The sequence below is a fragment of the Papillibacter cinnamivorans DSM 12816 genome (assembly GCF_900176335.1).
Classification (GTDB): Bacteria; Bacillota; Clostridia; order Oscillospirales; family Oscillospiraceae; genus Papillibacter; species Papillibacter cinnamivorans.
Map to the genome: position 1 here is coordinate 146,273 of NZ_FWXW01000006.1, position 24,340 is coordinate 170,612.

The following is a 24,340-nucleotide window of genomic DNA, read 5'->3' on the forward strand; positions in this document are numbered from 1 at the left end:
TGCACAGACCCTTGTCAGGAGTGAAGAAATGGAATATATCATTGAAATGTTGGGCATTACAAAGGAATTTCCCGGCATCCGGGCCAACGACAACGTCACCCTGCAGGTAAAGCGGGGTGAAATTCACGCCCTGCTGGGGGAGAACGGCGCTGGGAAGTCCACCCTCATGAGCATTCTGTTCGGAATGTATCAGCCGGACGGGGGAGTCATCAAAATCCGCGGCAAGGAGGTCCGGCTGGGAGGACCTAAGGAAGCCAACCACTTGGGCATCGGCATGGTCCACCAGCATTTCAAGCTGGTGGAGAGCTTCACGGTGCTGGAAAACATCGTGCTGGGAGTGGAAGACACCCGGGGCGGCTTTCTGGACATGACCCTTGCCCGGAAAAAGGTGCTGGCACTGAGCGAAAAATACAGTTTCGCCATCGATCCGGACGCTTTGATTTCCGAAATCACGGTGGGAATGCAGCAGCGGGTGGAAATCCTGAAGATGCTGTACCGGGACAACGAAATTTTAATCTTTGACGAACCTACGGCGGTGCTGACGCCCCAGGAGATCGACGAGCTGATGCATATTATGGAGGGGCTTGCCGCGGAAGGAAAGTCCATCCTTTTTATCACCCACAAGCTAAACGAGATCAAACGGGTGGCCAATCGGTGCACCGTTTTGCGCCTGGGGAAGTGCATCGGAACGGTAAACGTTAACGAGGTGAGCAAGGAAGAGCTTTCCCAGATGATGGTGGGCCGACCCGTGGACCTGAAAATCGAGAAGAAGGAACACACGCCGGGGGAGCCGGTGCTGGAGGTGCAGAACCTGCGGGTGAAGGCGAAAAATTCCAGCAAGGACAAGGTGAAAAACGTGAGCTTTCAGGTCCGGGAAGGGGAAATCGTCTGTATCGCCGGGGTGGACGGCAACGGGCAGAGCGAACTGGTCTTTGCCCTTACCGGGCTGATCCCCCCCGACGGAGGCAGGATCCTTTTCGAAGACGAGGACATCACGGAAAAGAGCATCCGCTACCGGAACTCCCACGGCTTTTCCCATATCCCGGAGGACCGTCACAAATACGGATTGATTCTGGACTACAACCTGGCGGAAAATCTGATCCTTCAGGAATATTTTACGCCGAAATACTGTTCCCACGGTTTTCTGAAAAAAGATCGGATTTATAAAAACGCCCGGGAGCTCATCGATAAATTCGACATCCGCAGCGGTTCGGGGCCCTATACCCCCATGCGCAGCGTCTCCGGAGGCAATCAACAGAAGACCATCGCCGCCAGGGAGATCGGGCGGGATCCCACGCTGCTTCTGGCGGTGCAGCCCACCCGGGGCCTGGACGTGGGAGCCATCGAATACATGCACCGGCAGATCGTCCACCAGCGGGACGAGGGGAAGGCGGTGCTGCTGGTGTCCTTCGACCTGGGCGAAGTGATGAACCTGAGCGACAGGATCCTGGTGATGTATGAGGGCGAAATAGTGGCCAATGTGCATCCCAAAGAGGTAACCGAGCAGGAGCTGGGCCTCTACATGGCGGGCTCGAAAAGGAGTGATGCCTGATGGACGACAACAAGAGCACTCCCGGGAAGTCCCCGGGAAGGTGGAACAGGCTGGCAGATTTTCGGCTGGACGCCATGTCCGGTCCCGCCGGTTCGGTGGGCGCCATCGTGGTGGGGCTTCTTTTCGGACTTATCATTCTGTACATCAGCAACCCGGACAAGGCTATCGACGGGTTTCTCTGCATTCTTACCGGGGGCCTTACCCGGGGGGGACTCCGGGGCGTCGGACAGGTACTGTATTTTGCAACGCCCATCATCATGACGGGGCTTTCCGTGGGCTTTGCTTTTAAAACCAACCTCTTCAACATCGGCACTCCCGGCCAGTACATTATGGGAGCCTACGCGGCGGTGCTGGTGGGCGTGACCGGAACGGGAATCCCAGATTCCATCCACTGGGTTGTGGCCCTGCTGGCGGCCTGCGTAGCCGGAGGGCTCTGGGCGGTGCTCCCGGGGGTTTTGAAAGCGTTTCTCAATGTAAATGAGGTCATCTCCTGCATCATGATGAACTATATCGGAATGTACCTCGTCAATTACCTCATCATCAGCAACAAGTCCCTGTACAACCAACTCACCAGCCGCACCATGGCGGTGCCGGCGGAGGCGAATATCCCCAAAATGGGTCTCAACCAGATCTTCCCCAATTCCAGCGTCAACGGAGGGATCATCATCGCCCTGGTCCTGGCCGTGCTGATGTACATCATCCTGCAGAAGACGAAATTCGGATATGAGCTGAAGGCCTGCGGCTTTAACCGGGATGCGAGCCGCTACGCCGGGATCAACGAGAAGCGGAGCGTTATTTTATCCATGGTGATTGCGGGAGGACTGGCCGGAATCGGCGGCGCGCTGTTTTACCTCGCTGGCTCCGGTACCTATATCGACGTGGTGGACGTGCTGGCGGAGGCGGGCTTCGACGGGATCCCCGTGGCCCTTCTGGGCCTGTCCAATCCCATCGGCGTGGTGCTGGCGGGGATCTTCATCGCCTACATCACGGTGGGGGGCACCTATATGCAGCTGTACAGCTTCGTCCCTGAGATCATCGACATCATCGTGTCCGCCATCATCTATTTCAGCGCCTTCGCACTGATCTTCCGATTCCTCCTCCAGAGGATCGCCGGCAGAAAGAGAGGGGAAGCACAATGAGCTATGTGTTTTTCCTGTTTCAGCAAACCATGTACTTCACCATTCCTCTGATGGTGGTGGCCCTGGGTGCGCTATACTCCGAACGCAGCGGCGTCATCAACATCGCCCTGGAAGGAATCATGGTCATGGGGGCCTTTGTGAGCGTCCTGTTCATCCACACCTTTGAGGGGCAGCTGAGCGGGCAGGCGATGCTTCTGGCAGCTCTGGCCATTGCCGCAGCCTCGGGCGCCGTCTTTTCTCTCCTACACGCCTATGCTTCCATCCACATGAAGGCAAACCAGGTGATCAGCGGCACGGCGCTGAACATGATGGCTCCCGCCTTTGCCATCTATATCGCGAGGATGATCCAGGGCGTGCAGCAGATCCAGTTCACCAACACCTTCCGCATCGAAAAGGTGCCGGTGCTGGGGGACATCCCGTTTTTAGGGCCCCTGTTTTTCCAGAAGGCCTACATCACTACCTATCTGGGAGTGGCGATTCTGATTCTTGCGGCCACGGTCATGTACAAGACCCGGTTCGGCCTTCGCCTTCGCTCCTGCGGCGAGCATCCCCAGGCGGCCGATTCGGTGGGAATCAGCGTCTATAAGATGCGCTACGCCGGAACCCTTATTTCCGGAGCTCTGGCGGGAGCGGGGGGACTTATCTTCATCGTGCCCACCACGGTGAACTTCAACGCCACGGTGGCGGGCTACGGTTTTCTGGCCCTGGCGGTTCTCATCTTCGGCCAGTGGAAGCCCTACCGGATCGCTCTGGCGGCCCTGTTCTTCGGTTTCATGAAAACCGTGTCCGCCGCCTATTCGGGTATTCCGCTGCTTGCCGATCTGGGGATCAACAGCTATTTTTATAAGATGATCCCCTATATCGCCACTCTCGTCGTTCTCATCTTCAGTTCCAAGAATTCGCAGGCTCCCAAGGCCGAGGGGATTCCCTACGACAAGGGCGCGAGATAAAAACGTGAAAAGGCTGCTGCAAACTTTCGTTTGCAGCAGCTTTTTTATGCCTTTATAACAGTGGAATTTTACTGATACTGTGAGAAGTCTGGACGGGAGCTGCGCGCTCCCCGCTGGGGGTAACTCTTCTCGCATGAGAAAAGATACGAAAAGAATGCCAAGAGGCCGCGGTCTATTGGATCTCCGAGGAGAGTACTCAGTTAGGCGCTCTTAATGAGCAATCGACTATCGGCAGTTTCGAACGCACGGACAGCTCCATGGCAAGAGATCTGTTTTCAGCCCGCAATCGGAGCTCTCCGTATCCTGGCTTGTAGGGCTCTACGGGTCAGCGAAAATCGAGCCTGTGCGACGATTCAGAAGATTCCCTGTGTGTTCCTAGAAAAAACAATCTATCTGCTGCCGGAGTCCCATTCGGAGCCAAGAATTTCGTGGCAGTCGTCCAGAGCTTTCCGGAGTTTCTGATAGACCGCGTCGGTGACGACGGAGGTGTCTCCGGATTCATACTCCTTCATGGCGGAATAGACGTCCAGAAGGAGATACCGCCGGGGACTCTTCTCCCTGTCCAGCATGAGCAGGGGAATGTAGGAAATGTCCGTGACGGAGGTTTTGCCGGTTTCCAGGTCCTTTGTGATTTCCAGGTTTAAAATCACCGAAGTGTCCGTGTATTCGTCATTCTGGGAAGAAATAAAGTTTCCCAGAGAGAAGCAGACGAAGCCGGTTTTCGTTTCCCCGTCCACAGTGGTAAAGGTCCGCTCCTCCATAGGCTCCAGGACGTGTGGGTGCCCCCCCAGGATTATGTCCGCGCCGTTCTGGAAGAAAAGATCCGCCAGCTCCTCCTGGGCCTGCGTCTGCTTGAGCCGGTATTCCGTCCCCCAATGCACCATGACGCAGATGAGATCGGTTTTCAGCGCCTTGGCGGCATCCAAAGCGGAAACGATACCCTCCGTGTCGATCTGGGACAGGTTGGTGAGATAGTCCTTATACAGGAGATTGATGCAGTACTCCCTGCCTGCGGGAACTTCAAATCCGTTGGTTCCGTAAGTAAAGGACAAAAAAGCGATAGAGATGCCGCCCACCTCTTTTACGACAATCCCGCCGGAGTTTTCCTTATCCTCCAATGAGGCGTAAGTCCCTATATGGGAAATGCCGGCCTGGTCCAGAACCGAGAGTGTGTTCACCAAACCGGAATATCCCCGGTCCATGGCGTGATTGTTGGCGGTGGAAACCAGGTCTATGCCGATGTCTTTCAGGTTTTCCGCCAGAACTTCCGGCGTGTTGAACCTGGGATAACCGGAATAGTCCGGCCCGCCGGCAAAAGTGGTTTCCAGGTTTCCCACGGCCAGATCCGCCGACAGAAGAATGTTCTTCACATACTGCAAAGAGGGGGAATAGTCGTATGTCCCTGCGGATGAGTCGTAAGCGTCGCGGTTCTGGGGCCCGTGGCACATGATGTCACCCACCACGGACAGGGTGATAACTGCGGTACCGGGAGTGGGCTCCGGCGTCGGAGAGGCAGTCTCCGCGGGCTGGCCGGAAACGGACGCGGGCGCCGGAGAAAAGGAGAGGAGCCGGCTTCCCGTCACCAGCGCCAAAATCACCGCAAGAACGATAAAAACGGAGAGCAGCCTGCGGATGCCGCCACCGGATTCCTTTGAATTCATATCGCGCGAACACCTGAGCCTTTCTTAGCGCTGGAGTGAGCCTGTTTCCTTTTTCCCTGCGGCATGGACAAGCCCGAGCGTTTATGGTATCCTTTCTTTACCGGCTGGAACCGCAGCCATATTCCCATTCCTTCAGTTCTTCCGTCAGGCTGCGTGTGATTCTGGCGGTAAGGCCCCAGATGATATATTCCCGGTATTCGTAGAAAAGAACGGGCTGGCTGAAGGGCCGCCATTTGTAGTTTCTCCCGTTGGGGATCTTATCAAAGGGAAATTCAATATTGAGATTGGGCGAATAGGAAACCTTGTAGATATCGGGGCTGTTTTCCATAAAGTAGCTCACCGGAACCGTGAACACCTCCTCCACCTCGTCGCGGTTTATGGCCAGAGAGTCCAGACCCGTGTGAAGAAGCCCCACGTAGGGATAAACGCTGAAATTGCTGTCCCGGATGATATAGTCCAGCTCTCCCAGCAGTTCGATCTTTTCCGAAGGAACCCCGATTTCCTCATAGGTTTCCCGAAGGGCCGCCTGCCGGAAGTCCTCGTCCACCTCCACTCCGCCTCCGGGAAAAGAGATCTCCCCCGGCTGCGTGGGTATGGTCTTGGATCTCACTTCAAACAGGATATGGAGCTCTCCCTCCCGTTCGATCAGGGGAAGGAGGACGGCGAAATAGCGGTTGATTTCCAGAGGCTTTGGCTTTTTCTCTCTCAGGATGGTTTTAATTGTTTCCAAATCCATGCAGACGATCCCTTTCTTGCAGAATGAAGTCCTATCTATCTTTATACCGGTTTTTGCCCCATAAGTAAAGCCCCGGCGGCGGAATTGAGCATCTTTCTTCGCTCCCGGACAAAACAAGGGAGGCGGGGAGCCGGATTTTATGCCTTACGGCGTCTTACGGGACCGGAGAGGGAGGATCGGAAATGGGAATCCGGGTCTTTGCGGCGGTCCTGCCGCCGGAGCTCCGCAAAGGAGAAACGGCGGTGGGCGTGCGACTGCTGCCCCGGGAGATACGAGAGCGCATCCGCGGGATCCAGAACCCCCGGCGGCGGCGGGAGAGCCTGTGGGGGTACCTGCTGCTGCGGTATACCGCCGAGGCGGTTTTCGGGTTTTCCGGGCTTCCGGCAGTCGAATATCAGGCGAAGGGAAAGCCGGTGTTTTCGGAACATCCCGGCGCGTATTTCAGCATCAGCCACTCGGGGGAAATTGTTTTGTGCGCCGCAGGAGACGCCCCGGTGGGTGCCGACGTGGAGCGGATCCGGCCCGTCCGCCCTTCCGCCCTGAAGCGGATGTCCGGGGAAGAAGCGGCCCCTTCCGTTTCGGAAGAGAAGGCGCTGCAGCGCTTTTTTGAAGCCTGGGTCCTCCGGGAGGCAGAAGGGAAACGAGGGGGAGAGGGGATTTCCGGAAAGCTCCGGGATGCCGGCATGCCGGCTGGGGGATTTTCCCGGCTGTATTCCGACCTTAAGGGATACTGCGCCGCCGTCTCGTCCGATTCCTGCGACTTTCCGGAACACATAGAAATACCAGATCCGGAGAGACTCTGGAAATGATAAAACGAAGCCCAAACAAATCCTCCTTTTGGAATTTTCCGAGGGGAGGATTTGTTTCGCGCCCCGCCCGCAAACGGACGGCTGAATAAAAAATAAATCGGTCATACTCCGGTAAAAGCCCTGTTCTTTTTTGGAAAAGAGGGATACAATGATTTCTGAATTTATTCCGGCAGGCGGGAAGAGAAATTCGGACCGAGGCCCGGCCGCCTGCGGGGAGAGCCGAGTCTAAACGGCGGCGGCCAGGCATATTCTTATTCCGGATACGGGATTTATCGGAGGAAAATACCATGGAATTTATCAAGGCGATTTTATACGGCATTATCCAGGGGATCACCGAGTGGCTGCCCATCAGCAGCACCGGGCATATGATCCTCTTTGAGGAATTCGCGCCTCTGGGCCTGGGCGACGCGTTCCGGAGCGTCTTTCTGGTAGTGATCCAGCTGGGTTCCATCCTGGCGGTGGTGGTCCTTTTTTTTCACAAGCTCAATCCCTTTTCTCCCAGAAAAAACAAAGAGGAGCGAAGAGAAACCTGGTCGCTGTGGGGGAAGGTGCTTGTGGCGGTGATCCCCGCAGGTATCATCGGCGTTGTCTTTAACGATGAGATCGACCGGCTGTTTTTCCGCCCTCAGGTGGTGGCGGCCACCCTGATTCTTTACGGCGTATTGTTCATCCTCCTGGAGAGAAGAAAGCGGAAACCCACTATCCGGAGCTTCCATGAGCTGGGCTACAGAGAAGCTCTGCTCATCGGGGCCTGCCAGGTGCTGGCCCTGGTTCCCGGCACCTCCCGCTCGGGAGCCACGATTCTGGGAGCCGTATTCCTGGGTTCTTCCCGGGTGGTGGCCTCGGAGTTTTCCTTCTTCCTGGCAATTCCCGTAATGCTGGGGGCGAGCCTTCTGAAGCTGGCGGAAGCCGGCGGGGGGTTCAGCACGCTGGAATGGAGCGTACTTATAATGGGGGCGGTCACCGCATTCATCGTTTCGATTTTTGCCATCCGGTTCCTGCTGGGATTTATCAAGAGAAACGACTTTACGGCCTTCGGATATTACCGCATCGTTCTGGGGCTTCTGGTGCTGCTCTATTTTTCCCTCCGGTGACGGACAAAATACAAATAATATATAAGGGTCTGAATCTGGCTGCTGCGAGATTCAGACCCGTTTTTTCTGATCGTATGGTAATGGAAGAACTTATCTCACCAGGGCTTCTCCCACTTTATAGATATCTCCGGCGCCCACGGTGAGGATCAAATCGCCGGGAGAAGCGATTTCCCGGAGCGCTCCGGTGAGTTCCTCCAGTGTGGCGAAATGCCTGGCACCCGGAATATCCCGGGCCAGGTCCCGGGAAGAAATCCCGATGGTGTTTTTTTCCCGCGCCGCATAAATTTCCGCCAGGAAAACCAGGTCGGCAAGACCGAGCTCCCGGATAAAGTCGTCATACAAAGCCTTGGTCCGGGTGTAGGTATGAGGCTGAAAAGCGCAGATGATGCGCCGGTACTCCAGGGTCCTTGCCATGGTGAGAAGCGCGTGGAGCTCGCTGGGGTGGTGGGCGTAATCGTCATAGATATCGGCTCCCCGGCAGGTGCCCTTGAATTCAAAGCGCCGACCCGCACCGGAAAAGGTGGAAAGCCCCTGGGTCACCGCTTTTGCCGGCAGCCCCAGCGCGATGGCCGAGGCGGTTGCCGCCAGGGCGTTCAAAATATTGTGGACCCCGGGGACCAGAAGCTCGATATGGGCGAAGAATTCCCCTTTATACAGCACATCGAAAGCGGGAAGCCCGTCGTGGTAACAGATGTTTTCGGCCCGGACGTCGGCTTCTTCCCGGAGACCGAAGGTGATGCGCCTCCGGTTTACAGGGGCGACGGCTTCCATGGCGTTCGGGTCGTCGGCGTTGACGACAACGACGCCGTCTTCGGGCACCAGCCCCGCGAAGCGGCGGAAGGAGGCCTTGACGGCTTCCAGGTCCTTGAAGTAGTCCAGATGGTCGGCGTCCACATCCAGAATCACCGCAATGGTGGGGAAAAACTGAAGGAAGGAATCACAGTATTCGCAGGACTCCAGAATGATGGTGCCGCCCCGGCCCACGCGGTGCCCGGCGCCCAGAAGAGGGAGGGTGCCTCCGATCATAACGGTGGGGTCGATCCCCGCCGCCATGGCGATGTGGGTGGCCATGGAGGTGGTGGTGGTTTTTCCGTGGGTCCCCGAGATACAAAGGGCGTTGGGATATTCCCGCATGATGGCGCCCCAGGCCTGGGCGCGTTCAAAGACCGGGATGCCGCGGCTTCTTGCCTCGGCGATCTCCGGGTTGTCATCGTGTACGGCGGCGGTGCGCACAAGAAAGTCCGCATTTCCTATGTTTTCCGGGCTGTGTCCGATCCGGACGTCGATTCCCAAAGCGCGAAGGTGCTTTGTCAGCTCGCCTTCCTTCATATCGGAACCCGTTACCAGAACGCCTTTTCCCCGAAGCACCTCGGCCAGGGGACACATGGAAACGCCGCCGATGCCTACCAGGTGAGCCCGCTTCCCGGGAAGGATGTATTTACCGATGTCCAAAGCTGTCATGTATGCTCCTCCAAACTCGGCGGCAGTGCGAAGGTTCCCCGCCGCAGGGATAGTTCCCGTCCAAACCGCCAACAATAAAGGTGAATCGGGGGACGGAGGAAACTATGAAAATTACGGAAATTAAAATACGAAAAACGGAAGTGTCCCCAAAGCTCCGAGCCGTAGTATCGGTCACCTTTGACGATGAATTCGTGGTGCACGACATCAAGGTGATCGACGGGGGGGACCGGCTCTTTCTGGCCATGCCCTCCCGGCGCCTTCCGGACGGCACCTTCTGCGACATCGCCCATCCGGTGAGTGCCGCGCTGCGGAAAACGCTGGAGCAGCGGGTCACCGAGGCATTTTTAAACGCAAAGGGAGGGGACGGGGAGGATTGATTCCCGAATACTGCAATATTATAATACTATAGATAGGATATGACAAGAGCAATCGTTTGTATTCTCAATGTACCCGCCTTATACCGGTTTCATACCGGTTTCAACAGATTTTCGACAGTGAAAGCGGGCAGCGGGCAAGCGCTCCGGGAACCGGCGCGGCCCCGTTTTTTTGCGCACTCGCGGGAGCGGGAACGGGAGGTAAAGGGCGGAGAGAAAGGACGGATCACGTGGAAGGGAAAATTATGACGGCACCGCTTCCGCGGTATGTGAGGGAGGTTCTGCAAACGCTCCGGGACAAAGGTTTTGAGGCGTTTCTGGTGGGCGGCTGCGTCCGGGACCTTCTCAGGAATAAGCGTCCCCATGACTGGGACGTGGCCACCTCGGCGCTGCCGGAGCAGACCCTGGCGCTTTTTCCCCGGACGGTCCCCACCGGTATCCGGCACGGGACGGTGACCGTGCTGGGCAGGACGGGACAAACGGAGGTGACCACCTTCCGCCGGGAGGGAGCCTATGCAGACGGGCGCAGGCCGGAGGAGGTCATTTTTTTAAAGAATCTGGAGGAGGACCTGGGCCGCCGGGACTTCACGATTAACGCCATGGCCATGGACGAGACCGGAAGGGTGACGGATCCTTTCGGAGGACGGACGGACCTGAGGCGGGGCATCATCCGCTGCGTCGGAGATCCAAATGAGCGCTTCAGGGAGGACGCGCTCCGCATGCTTCGGGCGGTGCGTTTTTCCGCCCAGCTGGGGTTTGAGACGGAACCGGAGACCCGTTTTGCCATACTGCGGTGCGCCTCACTGGCCGCGGGACTTTCCGCCGAGCGGGTAAGGGACGAGCTTTCCAGGATACTGTATTCTCCGCGTCCGGAGAGGGCGGAGGACGCCGTTACATACGGCCTTCTGGACGCGCACCTCGTATCAAGGCCAAAAGATCTCCTGAAAGAGCTTTCCCGCCTTGCGGTGCTTCGGAAGACGGGGGACGAGCGGTGGGCAGCTTTCTGCGCCGTGCTGGCGCGGCACGGGGCGATTTCCGACCCCGGGGCATTCCTGCGGGGGCTTCGGCTGGAGAGCGGGCAGATCCGCGCCTGTGCCCGGGGAGCCTTCCTGGGGAAGGAGCTGGAGGGGATACCGGATCCGCCGGGCTGGAAACTGCTCCTTTTCCGGGAAGGAGAAGCGCCCGTCCTCTGCGCCGCGGCCACGGCGGAGGTACTGAAAGGGCCGGGATACCGCCGGGCGCTCCGGCGCGTTTTGAGAAGCGGGGAAGCTTACCGCCCGGAGATGCTGGAAATCGACGGGCAGGCGCTGATGCAGCTGGGATATCCGGAGGGAAAGGAGCTGGGAGAAGAGCTGCGCCGGCTCCTGGAGCACGTGATCGGCCATCCGGAGGACAACCGGAGAGAATTTCTTATCAACATGGCGGAGGGGGACAGGCGGAATCCGTCCCCAAAACCGTAAAGGCAGCAGGAAGGGGAACCGACATGAAAACATACCGCAAGGAGCTCTTTTTTCAGCTTCCCACCCGCAGGGGGCTTGTAAACATCACGCCCCAGGTGGAGGAAACCGTGCGGGAGAGCGGGATCCGGGAGGGGCTGGCGCTGGTGAACGCCATGCACATCACCGCCAGCGTCTTCATCAACGACGACGAGCCGGGACTTCATGCCGATTTTGAGGACTGGCTGGAGCGCCTGGCGCCGGAAAAACCTTACTCCATGTACCGACACAACGGATACGAGGACAACGCGGACGCGCATCTGAAACGGACGGTGATGGGCAGGGAAGCGGTCGTCGCCATTACGGGGGGCAAGCTGGACTTTGGACCCTGGGAGCAGATTTTTTACTTTGAGTTTGACGGAAAGCGGAAAAAGCGGGCGCTCATCAAGCTGATCGGGGAGTAGCGGGACAGCCGCCGCGGCGTTCACGAAACGTCGCGGCGGCGAATAGACTATGGATAGGAAAGAGCTTTCAGCCGGACGCTCCGGGAGGGAGGACTGGGCGCTTTCTTTCTCGGCATGGCCCGGCGGAGCGCCGGAGAGACCAATTTGCGCCGTCAGCGGCAGAATGGAGTGTTCCTGTGAAAGAGAAGATCACATTCGGCATTATCGGCGGAGATATGCGGCAGGCCAAACTTGCCCAACTGCTGGAGGCCGACGGCCACGCGGTACATATATTCGGATTCGACAGGCAGCCCGAGCTGGTATCCTCCCAGTCGGTAAATACCCTGCAGCAGGCGGCGTCGGCCGACTGCGTCGTTCTGCCCCTCCCGGTCACTGACGAGCACGAGAACCTGAACGCGCCCATCTCCGGCGGCGTCATCCGGATTGCCGACGTGCTGGACGCCATGCCACAGGGACAGATCGTATGCGGAGGACGGATTCCGGAAGAGATTTTCCGCATGGCATCGGAACGGAAGCTCCGGCTTACCGATTATTTTGCCCGGGAGGAACTGGCCATCGCCAATGCCGTTCCCACCGCGGAAGGCGTGCTGCAGATCGCCATGGAAGAGCTTCCCATTACTCTGGCAGGTTCGCGCGTGCTGGTGATGGGGTTCGGGCACACGGGCAAGATCATCGCCCACCGGCTTCATGCCCTGGGAGCGCTGGTTACCGTGTCCGCCAGACGGTACTCGGATCTTGCCTGGATCCGGGCCTACGGGTACCGGCAGGAATTCACCGAAGCCCTGGACGGAAGGCTCGGCGGGTACGATCTCATCGTCAACACCGTGCCCCACAAGATCCTGAACGAGGCGCGGCTGCAGGAGCTGTCCCCCGGCTGTCTGTGCATCGACATCGCCTCCCGGCCCGGAGGACTGGACTTCGACGCGGCGTCCCGGCTGGGGGTAAAGGCAATCTGGGCTCTTTCTCTGCCCGGAAAGGTGGCGCCTGTGACCTCGGGGGCCATCATCAAGGAGACCATCTATCACATTTTGCAGGAACTGGGCGTGATACAATGAAAGAACTGAGGGTAGGTGTCGCGCTGTGCGGATCGTTCTGTACGTTCAGCCAGATGATACCCGAGATAAAACGCCTTACGGAGCTGTATGAAACCGTTATTCCCATCTTATCGGAAACCAGCGCTTCCACCGACACCCGATTCGGCGCAGCCGAAGACTTCATCCGGGAAATCGAGGCCCTGTGCGGCCGGAAAGTGATCCGCTCCATTCCGGAGGCGGAGCCCATCGGGCCCCAAAAGCTCCTGGATATCCTGGTGGTCGCCCCCTGCACGGGAAATACCCTGGCAAAGCTTGCCATGGGCATAACCGACACCGCGGTGACCATGGCGGCTAAGGCGCATCTCCGCAACGGCAGGCCCCTGGTGATCGGGATATCCACAAACGACGCTCTGGCCGGCAACGCGCGGAACCTGGGCGAGCTTCTCTGCCGCCGGCATGTGTACTTCATTCCCTTCCGTCAGGACGATCCCAAGGGGAAACCCACCTCTCTGGTGGCAAATCTGCATCTGATCCCGGAGACCATAGAGGAGGCCCTAAAAGGGGAACAGCTGCAGCCCATTCTGGCCGTCGGCGCCTGAAAACCTCAGGAGCACGTCAGGAAAATGATACATTTGAAAACTGAAGCGGCGGGCAAAATGCCCGCCGCTTAAAGTTAAATTGAGATTTTATTCCTGGGGGCTGTTTATTCGGTTGCGTACTTTTCATTATAGGTTTGTTCCGCCTGGGCGGCCTGCAGTTCTCCCTTTGCGCAGCCGGGAGAGAGAAGACTGCAGTGCCTTCCGCAGCCTGTGCAGACCAGTTTGCTCAGATAGTCCTCCAGAGACACCGCCTGCGTCGGAGCCGGAGTCGCAGCGACCAGAGAATTTTCGTCATCCTTTCCCGATGTCCCGGAGTCCGTGATCGTCTCATCCTGCTGCGAGGCGGAGGCGTCGGAATTCCCGGTTACAGAGGTGCCGGAGGAAAGGACGGCGGCAGTGTTACCCGAATCGTCACTTTTAAAAAACACGCTGCGAATCGAGACGAGAAGTATGAAGGCGGTCAGGGCGCCCGCGCCCCAGCGGCGGACGGAGCGGTTGCGGACTGCGCCGCGAAGTCCGTTCCAGAGAAACCGCCAGTGGAGGCCCAAATGGAGCGCCAGAAGAGCGGCGCTGGCGAAGGAGGCCCACACGTGCAGGGTGTACCAAACTTCGTGACTGCCGGAGCCGAGGGACGGAAAGAGCACCCGGGACATCTCAAGGCCGCTTACCACAATCAGGGCCAGCAGGATCAGAAGCGCCAGATCCAGAACAAAACGAAGTTTTGCCGGTTTTGCAATCCTGCCCCGCCCGAGGCCGGCGAACACGCCCTTAATCCAATTCCCGTTCAGCCACAGGTGCAGGGCGAAGAAAGCAAGAATTCCAAGCCCCAGGCTTTCGTGGATGAGAAGGCCCGTAAAGGACAGGTTCATCAGCAGCACAAAGGACACGGCCATGACAATATCTAAAACCAATTTTATCCATTTTCGGTTCATTTGTATTCCTCCCGGAGAATCCAATGTAATATTCAGCTTCTATTGAACAGCGAAGAAGTGATCCCTGATTTCTGCCGCCGGTTAAATGGAAACGCTTGATGCTTAGAAGACGACCTTTTTGGCGGCGCATAAGTATAAAATCATGGTGTAATATCACTGTACCTAAAAAGATTGACAAAACAGTGAAGAAAATATGAATAATTTGAAAATCGTATTCATCGCGAACCGCCATACCGATGCGGACAAACAGGAAAAGACAGAAGCCACACTTTAAAACGGCGGCTTCTGTCTTTTATATCCGGTTGCGGGTCCGTCACATTCCCATGGCGCTCGAGATGTTCTCCACCACGTCGCCCACGGCGCGGATGGTTTTGCCTGCAGATGATTTCAAGGAACGCCGTTTGGGCATCATGGCAACGCCGATGGCGGCGCCAGTGACAATACCGATCCCCATGCCGCGGAAAAAATCGGTTCTTTCCATTTTTATCACTCCTTTTGTTACTCTTTTCGTATTGTACCCATAATTCCGTAAAAGCAATAAGAAATTCCCGCAAAATGATTGATAAAAAATTTCCTGTATTATATAATAATAGTGAAATAAGCAGTTCCGGAAAGGGCGGGGGGTGTCCCCGCCCTTTTCTAAAGTTGTTGCCGGGGTGAGAACATGCGGATGATCGTCAAAAACGGAACGGTGGTTGATCCCGTTTCAGGAAAGAGCGAAAGGCTCGAGATCCTGATTGAGGACGGGCTTGTCGCCGCCGTGGGAAACGGACCGTTTGACGAAACCGGCGCGGAAACGCTGGATGCCATGGGGCTTACCATATCGCCGGGTCTTGTGGACATGCATGTCCATCTCCGGGAGCCGGGGTATGAATACAAGGAGGACCTGGAAAGCGGGAGCCGGGCGGCGGCCAGAGGGGGCGTCACGTCGGTGGTCTGCATGGCCAACACCAACCCCCCCCTGGACACGGGGCTGAAGATCCGTTTCGTGCGGGAGCGGGCGGCAGAAGCGGGCGGCGTCAACATATTCCCCGTGGGAGCCGTGACCATCGGCCTTAAGGGAGGAAGCCTCACCCGATTCGACCTTCTCCGGGAGGCAGGCGCCGTCGCCCTTTCCGACGACGGGATGCCGGTGATGAACGCCAATCTCATGCGCCTTGCGCTGATGCACGGGAAATACCACGGACTTGTGGTTTTAAGCCACTGCGAGGACTGGGACCTGGTGGAGGGGCGCTCGGTGAACGAGGGTGCGGTGTCCCGGGCTATGGGGCTCCTGGGGCGGCCCGCCATCGCGGAGGAGCTCATGGTGATGCGGGACGCCATGCTTGCCGAGGAGACCGGCGGAAGGGTGCATATCTGCCACGTGAGCACCCGGGGCTCGGTGGAAATTATCCGGCAGATGAAGCGCCGGGGGGTTTCCATCAGCTGCGAGACCTGCCCTCACTATTTTACCCTTACGGAGGAGGAGATCCTTCGGCAGGGAAGCCAGGCCAAAGTCAACCCGCCCCTTCGGACCCGGGCGGACGTGGAAGCCATTGTGGAAGGACTGCGGGACGGAACCATAGACGTTATCAGCACCGACCACGCGCCTCACAGCGCGGAGGAAAAGAGCCGGCCTCTGGAGGATGCCCCCAGCGGTTTTTCCGGGCTGGAGACCTCTCTTGGGGTCACGCTGACCCGGCTGTACCATGAATGTCATATGAGCCTTCCCTTTATTCTCCGGAAAATGACCGCCAATCCCGCCGGGATTTTAGACCTTCCCAGGGGAACCCTGGCGCCGGGGGCGGCGGCGGACCTGGTCCTCTTCGATCCGGAGGAAACCTGGCGCGTGGATCCCGGGGAATTCTTGTCCAAGGGGCACAATACCCCCTTTGCAGGAATGGAGCTCCGGGGCAGGGTGAAATGCACCGTCGCGGGAGGGAAAATCGTATATCATACGGATATGCGATGAGCCTAATGATAACAATCGGCCTGGTTTCAGCCCCGCGTCGTTCTTCCTCTTGGCGGGCATAGAGCCCACCGGCGTCGTCTGCCTTGCGGAACGAAAAACATCCTCGATTTTTATTTTCATCGTTTCCGTTGCATATATCAATGAAGACGGGCGCGGCTTTGTGCGCGTCTTTCAACCATACAGGAGGATACTATGTCCATCGACAGACTGCAGAGCCTGATCCGGACAAGGCGAAACCCCACGGTGGCCGGTCTGGATCCCAGGGTGGAATACATTCCGCCCCATATTCTGAAAAAACACATCGAGGAAAAGGGGGAGACCCTGGAGGCCGCGGCGGACGCGTTTTTCGAGTTCAACCGGGGACTCATCGACGTTTTGTGGGACGTGGTGCCGGCGGTGAAGCCGCAGCTGGCCTGCTACGAGCTTCTGGGCCCGCCGGGTATGGAGACCTTCAAAAAGACGGTGGATTACGCCAGGGCGGCGGGACTGTACGTCATTGCCGACGGGAAGCGAAACGACATCGGATCTACGGCGGAGGCCTACAGCCAGGCGTTTCTGGGTTCCGTCCGGGTGGGCGGCACGGAGCTCACCCCCTTCGGGTGCGACGCGCTCACCGTAAACGCCTATTTGGGCTCCGACGGGGTGAAGCCCTTTATCCGGACCTGTCAGGAGCGGGATAAGGCCATCTTTGTTCTGGTAAAGACATCCAATCCCTCTTCCGGGGAGCTGCAGGACATGATCGCGGGAGACCGGGTGGTGTACAAAGTGGTGGGAGACCTGGCCGAACGCCTGGGCAAGGACACCGTGGGGGAATACGGCTACACCTGCGTGGGCGCCGTGGTGGGCGCCACGTATCCCTCCGACCTCCGGGAGCTCCGGCGGAGGCTGGACAAGACCTTTTTCCTGGTTCCCGGTTACGGGGCCCAGGGAGGCAGCGCCGAGGACGTCCGCCATGCCTTCAACCGGTTCGGGCACGGCGCCGTCATCAATTCCTCCCGGGCGATTCTGTGCGCCTGGCAGAAGACGGGGAAAAACGGCAAAGATTACACGGACGCGGCCCGGGAGGCTGCCGTTACCATGAAAAACGACATCAAAAGCGTTATGACCATCGTATAGGAGGAAACGGGATGTCCGTACAGAGGCTGTGCAGAATAACGGAACTCTCGGAGCTGGGCGGCGGCGCCTTCCAGCTCTGGTTTGAAGCGGGAGAAATGGCCGGTCTTGCGCAGCCGGGGCAGTTTGTGCACATTCAGTGCGGCAAAGAGCGGCTTTTGCGCCGCCCCATCAGCATTTGCGGCCGCCGGGGGGACGAACTCCGGATCATTTTCGACCTCCGGGGCAAGGGAACCGAGTGGCTTTCCCAAAGAACGGCGGGAGAGTGCCTGGATGTGCTAGGACCCCTGGGCAGAGGGTTCCGGCTCGCGGGCCGGCGGATCCTGTTCGTGGGAGGAGGCATGGGGACTCCGCCTCTTCTCTGGGCGGCCCAGTCGGTTCCGGAAATAGCCGAGGCGGTGCTGGCATTCCGCTGCGCCGACAGGGCGATTCTCATCGGAGAGTTTGAAGCGGCCTGCGAACAGACGCATATCACCTGCGACGACGGCAGCCTGGGTGCCAAAGGATTCGCTCACGAGGCGGCGGAGCGCCTTCTGGCCGCCGGGAAAGCCTACGACGGCATCTGCGCCTGCGGTCCCAGAGCGATGCTGAAGGCCGTGGCCGAGACGGCCGCCCGGTATGAAGTCCCGTGCCAGGTTTCTCTGGAGGAGCGTATGGGCTGCGGTGTGGGCGCATGTCTGGTCTGCGCCTGCAAAACCATCGGGGCGGACGGCGCGGAGGAGTACAGTCATGTCTGCAAGGACGGCCCGGTGTTCGACGCGGAAAGGGTGGTCTGGGATGAATAAACCCAACATGGAGGTAACGCTGGGAGACGTCAAGCTGAAAAATCCCATCGTCACCGCCTCCGGGACCTTCGGCTTCGGGAGAGAATACGGAGAATTCTACGATTTGAGCGAACTGGGCGCCATCTGTGTCAAGGGCCTGACTTTATCGCCCCGGCAGGGCAATCCTCCCCCCCGCATCGCAGAGACGCCGGCGGGGGCGCTCAACAGCGTGGGACTGCAGAACCCCGGGGCGGACGCCTTTATCCTGCGGGAGCTGCCATGGCTGCGGGGGCATGCCGTGAAGGTAATCGCCAATATTTCCGGGAACACCGCGGAAGAATACGGGGTGCTGGCCGAAAAATTATCGGACGCCGGAGTGGACATGATAGAGGTGAATATCTCCTGCCCCAACGTGAAGGCGGGGGGCCTCGCCTTCGGGACGAGCCCGGACTCGGCGGCCCTGGTGACCCGGACGGTGCGCAGGCATTCCCGGGTGCCGGTGATGGTGAAGCTTTCCCCCAACGTGACCGACATTACGGAAATCGCAAGAGCCGCGGCGGGGGAGGGAGCGGACGCCCTGTCCCTCATCAATACCCTCCTGGGCATGCGCATCGACATCCGCTCCCGGCGCCCCATTCTGAAGAACAATATGGGAGGGCTGTCGGGGCCCGCCGTTTTTCCGGTGGCGCTGCGGATGGTGTGGCAGGTAAAAAACGCCGCGAACCTTCCCATCCTGGGAATGGGCGGCGTCGCCAGCGGAGAGGACGCCGCTGAGATGATGCTGGCGGGAGCCAGCGCCGTGGCGGTGGGGACGGTCTGCTTTTCCGATCCCTGCGCTCCCCTTCGGATCCGGCGTGAACTGGAGGAGTATCTCCATAACGAGGGAGTCGACTCGGTTTCAAAGCTCACCGGGGCGGTGAAACCCTGGTAAGCAGAATAATAGCATCTCCGCCGGAGAGGCGGAGCCGGTACGGCAAGGGCACAACTAAGAAAAAGGAGATCTTCAGCGCAATGACCAAGGTATATCTCATCCGGCACGCGGAGGCGGAAGGAAATCTGTACCGCAGAATCCACGGACATTATGACAGCCTGGTGACGGAAAACGGGAAAAGGCAGATAGAGGCGCTCCGCCGTCGCTTTGCATCCATTCCCGTAGACGCGGTTTACTCCAGCGACCTGACAAGGACGCGCACCACGGCGGAGGCGATTTATATTCCCCGGAGCCTGACTCTTACGACAAAGCGGGAGCTCCGGGAGATCCACATGGGCTCCTGGGAGGACAAGACCTGGGGCGAAGTGGTCCGGGAGGACCCGGAGAGCATGGACCGCTTCGTACACCATCCCCTCCAGTGGGGCGTTCCGGGGAGCGAGAGCTTTCTCGACATGCAGCGGCGGATGGCCCGAAGCGTATCGGAGATCGCCGAACGCCACCCGGACCAGACGGTGGCCGTTTTCAGCCACGGCACCGCCATCCGCTCGGTCCTCTGCCATTTCAGCGAACGCAGACCCGAAGAGGTGTACAGCATCGCCCACTCGGACAACACGGGCGTTTCCCTCCTGGAGTTTCACGAAGGGAAGGCCCGCATCGTCTACCAAAACGACAATTCGCATCTGGACCAGGAGATCAGCACTTTTGCCCGCCAAAAGTGGTGGAAGAACCGGGAAGGGGAGTTTACCGACCAGAATCTGTGGTACCGGCCACTGGATCCGGGGGGAGAAGCGGAGCTGTACCTGGAAGCCCGGCGGGACGCGTGGGAGCTGATCCACGGAAGCACCTCCGGGTTCAGCGGGAGGGCCTATCTGGAGGACGCCCTGTCTGCGGCAAGAGAAGATCCCGGGACATTGCTGTGCGCCATGTTGGGAGACGAGGCGGCGGGAATTCTGCAGATGGATCTTTTCCGCGAGGGCGAAAATGGTGTCGGCGGGATTCCGTTTTATTACATGAAGCCGAAATTCCGGGGCGCGGGACTGGGGGTACAGCTCATCGGCCAGGCCGTCAGCATGAGCCGGCCCAGGGGCAAGAGCATCCTCCGCCTGCGGGTCGCTCCGGAAAACGCAAGGGCGGTTCGCTTTTACGAGAAGTACGGTTTTCGGAAAACCGGGGAGGAAGCGGGGCTCGTGGGAACCCTGTACGTTATGGAAAAGGCGATTGGATACGGCGAAGGCCCCAATCCGCAGAAAGGGAAGGCCTGAGAGTGTCAGATGGGAGACAGTAAGGAAAACGCCGGGGGCTTTCTCCCGGTCAATCTGGAGGATCTGCGGGCGAGAAACTGGGATTTCTACGATTTTCTCGTGATTTCCGGGGATGCCTATGTGGATCACCCCAGCTTCGGAGCCGCGGTCATAGCCCGGGTCCTGGAGGCGGAAGGATACCGTGTCGCTTTCCTGGCCCAGCCGGACTGGCACAGCGCGGAACCCTTCAGAGCTCTGGGAAGGCCGCGCCTCGCCGCTCTTATCACAGGGGGCAACATCGATTCCATGGTGGCCCACTATACCGCCGCCAAGCGGCGCAGGAGCGACGACGCGTACAGTCCGGGAAACCGGGCGGGGCTCCGGCCCGACCGGGCGGCAATTGTCTACTCCAACCGAATCCGGGAAGCCTGGCCGGACCTGCCGGTGATTCTGGGGGGACTGGAGGCTTCCCTGCGGCGCTTTGCCCATTACGACTACTGGGAGGACAAGGTGCGCCGTTCGATCCTCGCCGATTCCGGCGCGGATCTTTTGATTTACGGCATGGGCGAGCGGGCCGTAAGGGAAACGGCGCGGTCGCTTTCCCAAGGGCTGCCGGTGTCCGAAATCACCGGCGTAAGAGGCACCGCGTATTTTACCAAGGATCCCGCCGCGAGCCCGTTTCCCATGGTGGAATGTTATTCCTTTGAGGCGGTTTCGAAAAATAAACGGGAGTATGCCGAGGCCACGCGGATTCAGTACGAAGAACACGACAACGTCCGGGGGCGGGGAATTCTCCAGAAGCACGGGCAGCGGTGGCTTGCGGTCAATCCACCCGCCGCGCCTTTGGACGCCGCGGAGCTGGACAGGGCCGCGGAGCTTCCCTATATGCGCCGGGCCCATCCTATGTACGATGAGCTGGGAGGCGTCCCCGCCATCGAGGAGGTGCGTTTTTCCGTCATCCACAACCGGGGCTGCTTCGGCGCGTGCAATTTCTGCTCTTTGGCATTTCATCAGGGGCGAATGGTCACCGCCCGGAGCCAGGACTCGGTGATCCGGGAAGTGGAGGGATTTATAAAAAACCCCCTCTTCAAGGGATATGTGCACGATGTGGGCGGCCCCACAGCCAATTTCCGACATCCGTCCTGTAAAAAGCAGGCCGCTCTCGGCATGTGCAAAGATAAAAACTGCCTGTTCCCGGAGCCGTGTCCCAATCTGGACGCGGACCAGTCCGATTATCTGAAGCTGCTTCGCAGGCTGCGGGCAATCCCCGGCGTCAAGAAGGTGTTTATTCGTTCCGGGATCCGGTTCGACTATCTTCTGGCGGATAAAAACGGGGAATTTTTTTCCGAACTGGTGAAGTATCACGTGAGCGGCCAGCTGAAGGTGGCTCCCGAGCACTGCGTCAGCCGGGTGCTCTATTATATGGGCAAGCCGCAGATCCAGACGTATGAGAAGTTCAAGGAAAAATACGAGCGGCTCAACCGGAAATACGGAAAGGAGCAGTATCTGGTGCCCTATCTCATGTCCTCCCATCCGGGGTGCAGGCTTCAGGACGCGGTGGAGCTGGCGGAGTACCTCAACCGGACGGGGCGGCAGCCGGAGCAGGTGCAGGATTTTTATCCCACGCCCGGCACGCTGTCCACCTGCATGTATTACACCGGGATCGACCCCCGTACCATGAAGGAGGTCTATGTTCCCAGAGACAAGCGGGAAAAGGCACTGCAGAGGGCGCTTTTGCAGTGGAAGCGGCCGGACAAGCGGCGGCTGGTGCTGGAGGCGCTGCGGGAGGCGGGCAGGGAGGACCTTATCGGATACGGCAAGAACTGCCTTGTGAGGCCCGAGGGCGTGCCCTCCTCAAAAAGGAAGCAGACGGGAGGGGGAAAGAGGGGACCGGACAAGACTGCCGGGACAGATAATAAGCGGGGCGGAAAAACACCCGCCAGAGGGAGCAAACGGCCGCCCGCCGGCGGGAAACGCCCAGCCGGAGGAAAGAAAAAAGCAGCCGGATAACTTTTCGCTTCAGAGAAAGTCCGTTCGGCTGTTGAAAAAGCAATATACAAGAAGCATGTGCTGCGAGGTTTGGTTTCACAGCACATGCAGACAGTATACGATTCCCGTTTTTTCCGCTTTAAAGCGGAAAAAACGCAATATTCGGCCCCGGACCACAAAATGGCGATAAAGCACCGAATCCCGGCGCGTTTCTTATTATGTGGTCTTCGGCGTCGCGCTGGGGCTGACGGAAGGCACCGTGGTAGGCGAGGTGGTGACTTTCGTTGTGGGAGCCACCGTTGAGGTAGGCGCTACTGTTACCTTTGTGGTGGGAGACGTCGTCGTAGTCGTCCCCGTGGTGCAGCCCGCCAGAGCAAGCAGCATGGCGGCAGTGGCAATCAAGAAGCCCAGCTTCCGTTTCATTTTATTTCCTCCTGATCTTATGATTTTAAAACAAAGCGATCCGGGATATAGTATTCGCATTTTATACCGCTTTACTCTCAAATCGGCAGAAAAGTAAAAACTGTATCCGGACGATTTTACATTTTGGTAAAAATACTACTTGCATTTTTCCCAAATGTGTGTATACTGATAACAGTAATCGTTATGATTAGCGAGGAAACGTTATGAAATTGAGGCGCTATTCAAGACAGCGGGAAATCATCCATGCGGCGCTGAAGGAGACAAAAGAACATCCCACCGCCGACATGCTGTATGAGCGGCTGAAGCCGGAAAACCCGAATCTCAGCCTGGGGACCGTTTACCGCAATCTGAATCAGCTTGTGGAAGAGGGGTCCGTGCGGCGGCTGAGCTTCCCGGTGGAGCGCTTCGACGCGAGAACCGAAGCGCATCCACACATGATATGCATCCGGTGCGGCAGAGTGGTCGACATCGATCTGCCTTACTGCGAAGCGCTGGACCGTCAGGCGACGGATATGAGCGGTCACGAGGTTTCTCACCATGAGCTGCTTTTTTCCGGAACCTGTGAAGACTGCAGGAAAATAATCAATATAAAATCTTAAGGAGGAAATTGTATGGAACTGAAACTGTATCGGTGCGCGCACTGCGGAAACATCGCTTTTAAGGTTGTGGACAAGGGTGTACCCATGGTGTGCTGCGGAGAAAAAATGGGAGAACTGGTTGCCAATACAACCGACGGAGCGCTTGAAAAGCACGTCCCGGTGATGGAGACAAAAGACGGAGTCACGACCATCAAGGTCGGGTCCGTCACTCATCCCATGCTCCCGGAGCATTACATCCAGTTCATCGCCGCAGCGGGGGACGATACCCTGTCTTTCAAATTCCTGAAACCCGGAGAGGCGCCGGAATATGCCCTTCATGCGGAAGGCGGCGTCAAGGCTTACGAATACTGCAACCTGCACGGGTACTGGACCAGCAAATAATCGAACGAAACGCGAAGACCGCAAGATTAAATTTTAATTGGGAAAGGTGACTGTATGAAAAACTTGGCCGGATCCAAGACGGAAACGAACCTGTGGACGGCGTTTGCCGGGGAGTCCCAGGCGCGCAACAAGTATACATATTTCGCAAGTACTGCGAAGAAGGAAGGCTACGAGCAGATCGCGGCGATTTTTGAGGAAACCGCCGGCAACGAGAAAGAACACGCAAAGCTTTGGTTCAAGCTTCTGGACGGAATTGCGGACACCTCGAAGAATCTGGAGCACGCCGCGGCCGGCGAGCACTACGAATGGACCGAGATGTACCGGAACTTTGCCGACCAGGCGAGGGAAGAGGGATTCGATTACATCGCAAAGCTCTTTGAAGGCGTTCTGGGGATCGAAAAAGAGCATGAGGCGAGGTATCTTGCTCTTCTGAAAAACGTGGAGTCCGAGGAGGTTTTCAAGAAGACCGGCGAGCAGATCTGGATCTGCAGAAACTGCGGACATATTCACATCGGAAGCTCTGCGCCCGAGGTTTGTCCGGTATGCGCGCACCCCAAGGCCTATTTTGAACTGAGAAAAGAAAATTATTAATCTGATCCATTTAAAGCCGGCGCCTCCTATGGGAGGCGCCGGCTTTTTACCGGTATCGCGGTCAATCCCGGCGGGGCAAAAAGAAGCGCGGAAATATTTTTCCGCGCTTAACAAGA

General features: G+C 58.2%; 25 protein-coding genes. 19 read left to right on the forward strand and 6 right to left on the reverse strand.

Annotated elements, in window-relative coordinates; genetic code table 11:
• Window positions 1–28 precede the first annotated feature (28 nt).
• From B9A13_RS10495 to B9A13_RS10505, 3 genes are read left to right on the forward strand one after another with little or no spacing between them, the layout of a single operon-like run.
• A complete protein-coding gene (locus tag B9A13_RS10495) occupies window positions 29–1,552 on the forward strand; it encodes an ABC transporter ATP-binding protein (protein WP_084235112.1) in 1,524 nt (507 codons plus the stop codon).
• Window positions 1,552–2,691, forward strand: a complete 1,140-nt coding sequence (locus tag B9A13_RS10500) for an ABC transporter permease (protein ID WP_341456029.1) — start codon at window positions 1,552–1,554, stop codon at window positions 2,689–2,691. Before B9A13_RS10495 ends, B9A13_RS10500 begins: the two co-directional genes overlap by 1 nt.
• Window positions 2,688–3,641, forward strand: coding sequence for an ABC transporter permease (locus B9A13_RS10505; RefSeq protein WP_084235113.1), 954 nt, complete (start codon window positions 2,688–2,690; stop codon window positions 3,639–3,641). Before B9A13_RS10500 ends, B9A13_RS10505 begins: the two co-directional genes overlap by 4 nt.
• A 389-nt stretch (window positions 3,642–4,030) precedes the next feature.
• On the opposite strand, the gene B9A13_RS10510 is transcribed toward B9A13_RS10505, so the two are convergent.
• Both B9A13_RS10510 and B9A13_RS10515 read right to left on the reverse strand, forming a co-directional pair.
• A complete protein-coding gene (locus B9A13_RS10510; protein WP_084235114.1) occupies window positions 4,031–5,302 on the reverse strand; it encodes a CapA family protein in 1,272 nt (423 codons plus the stop codon).
• Between the two features lie 97 nt (window positions 5,303–5,399).
• Window positions 5,400–6,038: an NUDIX hydrolase gene (locus B9A13_RS10515; RefSeq protein ID WP_084235115.1), complete on the reverse strand. Its 639-nt coding sequence runs from the start codon at window positions 6,036–6,038 to the stop codon at window positions 5,400–5,402.
• A gap of 182 nt (window positions 6,039–6,220) precedes the next feature.
• Here B9A13_RS10515 and B9A13_RS10520 point away from each other — a divergent pair, with 182 nt between their 5' ends.
• Both B9A13_RS10520 and B9A13_RS10525 read left to right on the forward strand, forming a co-directional pair.
• The gene (locus tag B9A13_RS10520) at window positions 6,221–6,847 is read left to right on the forward strand and encodes a 4'-phosphopantetheinyl transferase family protein (protein ID WP_084235116.1); all 627 of its coding nucleotides are present in this window, start codon (window positions 6,221–6,223) and stop codon (window positions 6,845–6,847) included.
• A 287-nt stretch (window positions 6,848–7,134) separates the two neighbouring features.
• Complete coding sequence (locus B9A13_RS10525; RefSeq protein ID WP_084235117.1) at window positions 7,135–7,941, forward strand: undecaprenyl-diphosphate phosphatase; 807 nt, start codon at window positions 7,135–7,137, stop codon at window positions 7,939–7,941.
• A gap of 90 nt (window positions 7,942–8,031) precedes the next feature.
• Here the strand turns inward: B9A13_RS10525 and murC are convergent, their stop codons facing one another.
• Complete coding sequence (murC, locus tag B9A13_RS10530) at window positions 8,032–9,402, reverse strand: UDP-N-acetylmuramate--L-alanine ligase (RefSeq protein WP_084235118.1); 1,371 nt, start codon at window positions 9,400–9,402, stop codon at window positions 8,032–8,034.
• Window positions 9,403–9,506: 104 nt separating this feature from the next.
• On the opposite strand from murC, the gene B9A13_RS10535 reads away from it, so the two are divergent.
• The 5 genes from B9A13_RS10535 (at window position 9,507) to B9A13_RS10555 (ending at window position 13,309) form a co-directional block, all read left to right on the forward strand.
• Window positions 9,507–9,779: a SpoVG family protein gene (locus tag B9A13_RS10535; protein ID WP_084235119.1), complete on the forward strand. Its 273-nt coding sequence runs from the start codon at window positions 9,507–9,509 to the stop codon at window positions 9,777–9,779.
• A gap of 242 nt (window positions 9,780–10,021) precedes the next feature.
• Complete coding sequence (locus B9A13_RS10540; protein WP_084235120.1) at window positions 10,022–11,236, forward strand: CCA tRNA nucleotidyltransferase; 1,215 nt, start codon at window positions 10,022–10,024, stop codon at window positions 11,234–11,236.
• 23 nt (window positions 11,237–11,259) lie between these two features.
• Window positions 11,260–11,676 carry a secondary thiamine-phosphate synthase enzyme YjbQ gene (locus B9A13_RS10545; protein ID WP_084235121.1) on the forward strand — a complete coding sequence of 139 codons (417 nt, stop codon included), beginning with the start codon at window positions 11,260–11,262 and terminating at the stop codon, window positions 11,674–11,676.
• A gap of 176 nt (window positions 11,677–11,852) precedes the next feature.
• The gene (gene dpsA, locus B9A13_RS10550) at window positions 11,853–12,731 is read left to right on the forward strand and encodes a dipicolinate synthase subunit DpsA (protein WP_242942842.1); all 879 of its coding nucleotides are present in this window, start codon (window positions 11,853–11,855) and stop codon (window positions 12,729–12,731) included.
• Window positions 12,728–13,309: a dipicolinate synthase subunit B gene (locus B9A13_RS10555; RefSeq protein WP_084235122.1), complete on the forward strand. Its 582-nt coding sequence runs from the start codon at window positions 12,728–12,730 to the stop codon at window positions 13,307–13,309. The genes dpsA and B9A13_RS10555 overlap by 4 nt, the downstream gene beginning before the upstream one ends.
• 104 nt (window positions 13,310–13,413) lie before the next feature.
• Here B9A13_RS10555 and B9A13_RS10560 read toward each other — a convergent pair whose 3' ends face one another.
• A complete protein-coding gene (locus B9A13_RS10560; protein WP_084235123.1) occupies window positions 13,414–14,241 on the reverse strand; it encodes a DUF4405 domain-containing protein in 828 nt (275 codons plus the stop codon).
• Between the two features lie 313 nt (window positions 14,242–14,554).
• Window positions 14,555–14,722 carry a hypothetical protein gene (locus B9A13_RS14295; RefSeq protein ID WP_200809712.1) on the reverse strand — a complete coding sequence of 56 codons (168 nt, stop codon included), beginning with the start codon at window positions 14,720–14,722 and terminating at the stop codon, window positions 14,555–14,557.
• Between the two features lie 183 nt (window positions 14,723–14,905).
• Between B9A13_RS14295 and B9A13_RS10565 the strand changes: the two genes are divergently transcribed.
• The 6 genes from B9A13_RS10565 (at window position 14,906) to B9A13_RS10590 (ending at window position 22,251) form a co-directional block, all read left to right on the forward strand.
• Window positions 14,906–16,192, forward strand: coding sequence for a dihydroorotase (locus tag B9A13_RS10565; RefSeq protein ID WP_084235124.1), 1,287 nt, complete (start codon window positions 14,906–14,908; stop codon window positions 16,190–16,192).
• A gap of 192 nt (window positions 16,193–16,384) precedes the next feature.
• On the forward strand, window positions 16,385–17,308 hold the full coding sequence (gene pyrF, locus B9A13_RS10570) for an orotidine-5'-phosphate decarboxylase (protein WP_084235125.1): 924 nt from the start codon (window positions 16,385–16,387) through the stop codon (window positions 17,306–17,308).
• Between the two features lie 11 nt (window positions 17,309–17,319).
• Window positions 17,320–18,090, forward strand: coding sequence for a dihydroorotate dehydrogenase electron transfer subunit (locus B9A13_RS10575; protein ID WP_084235126.1), 771 nt, complete (start codon window positions 17,320–17,322; stop codon window positions 18,088–18,090).
• A complete protein-coding gene (locus B9A13_RS10580; protein WP_084235127.1) occupies window positions 18,083–19,000 on the forward strand; it encodes a dihydroorotate dehydrogenase in 918 nt (305 codons plus the stop codon). The genes B9A13_RS10575 and B9A13_RS10580 overlap by 8 nt, the downstream gene beginning before the upstream one ends.
• 80 nt (window positions 19,001–19,080) lie before the next feature.
• The gene (locus tag B9A13_RS10585; protein WP_084235128.1) at window positions 19,081–20,262 is read left to right on the forward strand and encodes a bifunctional histidine phosphatase family protein/GNAT family N-acetyltransferase; all 1,182 of its coding nucleotides are present in this window, start codon (window positions 19,081–19,083) and stop codon (window positions 20,260–20,262) included.
• A gap of 9 nt (window positions 20,263–20,271) precedes the next feature.
• Window positions 20,272–22,251, forward strand: coding sequence for a YgiQ family radical SAM protein (locus tag B9A13_RS10590; RefSeq protein ID WP_084235129.1), 1,980 nt, complete (start codon window positions 20,272–20,274; stop codon window positions 22,249–22,251).
• A 195-nt stretch (window positions 22,252–22,446) separates the two neighbouring features.
• On the opposite strand, the gene B9A13_RS13960 is transcribed toward B9A13_RS10590, so the two are convergent.
• Window positions 22,447–22,653 carry a hypothetical protein gene (locus tag B9A13_RS13960; protein WP_143806947.1) on the reverse strand — a complete coding sequence of 69 codons (207 nt, stop codon included), beginning with the start codon at window positions 22,651–22,653 and terminating at the stop codon, window positions 22,447–22,449.
• Window positions 22,654–22,856: 203 nt separating this feature from the next.
• Between B9A13_RS13960 and B9A13_RS10600 the strand changes: the two genes are divergently transcribed.
• The 3 genes from B9A13_RS10600 to rbr are packed head-to-tail and all read left to right on the forward strand — an operon-like array spanning window position 22,857 to window position 24,224.
• A complete protein-coding gene (locus B9A13_RS10600) occupies window positions 22,857–23,252 on the forward strand; it encodes a Fur family transcriptional regulator (RefSeq protein ID WP_084235131.1) in 396 nt (131 codons plus the stop codon).
• Between the two features lie 12 nt (window positions 23,253–23,264).
• Window positions 23,265–23,633, forward strand: coding sequence for a desulfoferrodoxin family protein (locus tag B9A13_RS10605; RefSeq protein ID WP_084235132.1), 369 nt, complete (start codon window positions 23,265–23,267; stop codon window positions 23,631–23,633).
• Between the two features lie 54 nt (window positions 23,634–23,687).
• Complete coding sequence (rbr, locus tag B9A13_RS10610; protein ID WP_084235133.1) at window positions 23,688–24,224, forward strand: rubrerythrin; 537 nt, start codon at window positions 23,688–23,690, stop codon at window positions 24,222–24,224.
• Window positions 24,225–24,340: the final 116 nt, after the last annotated feature.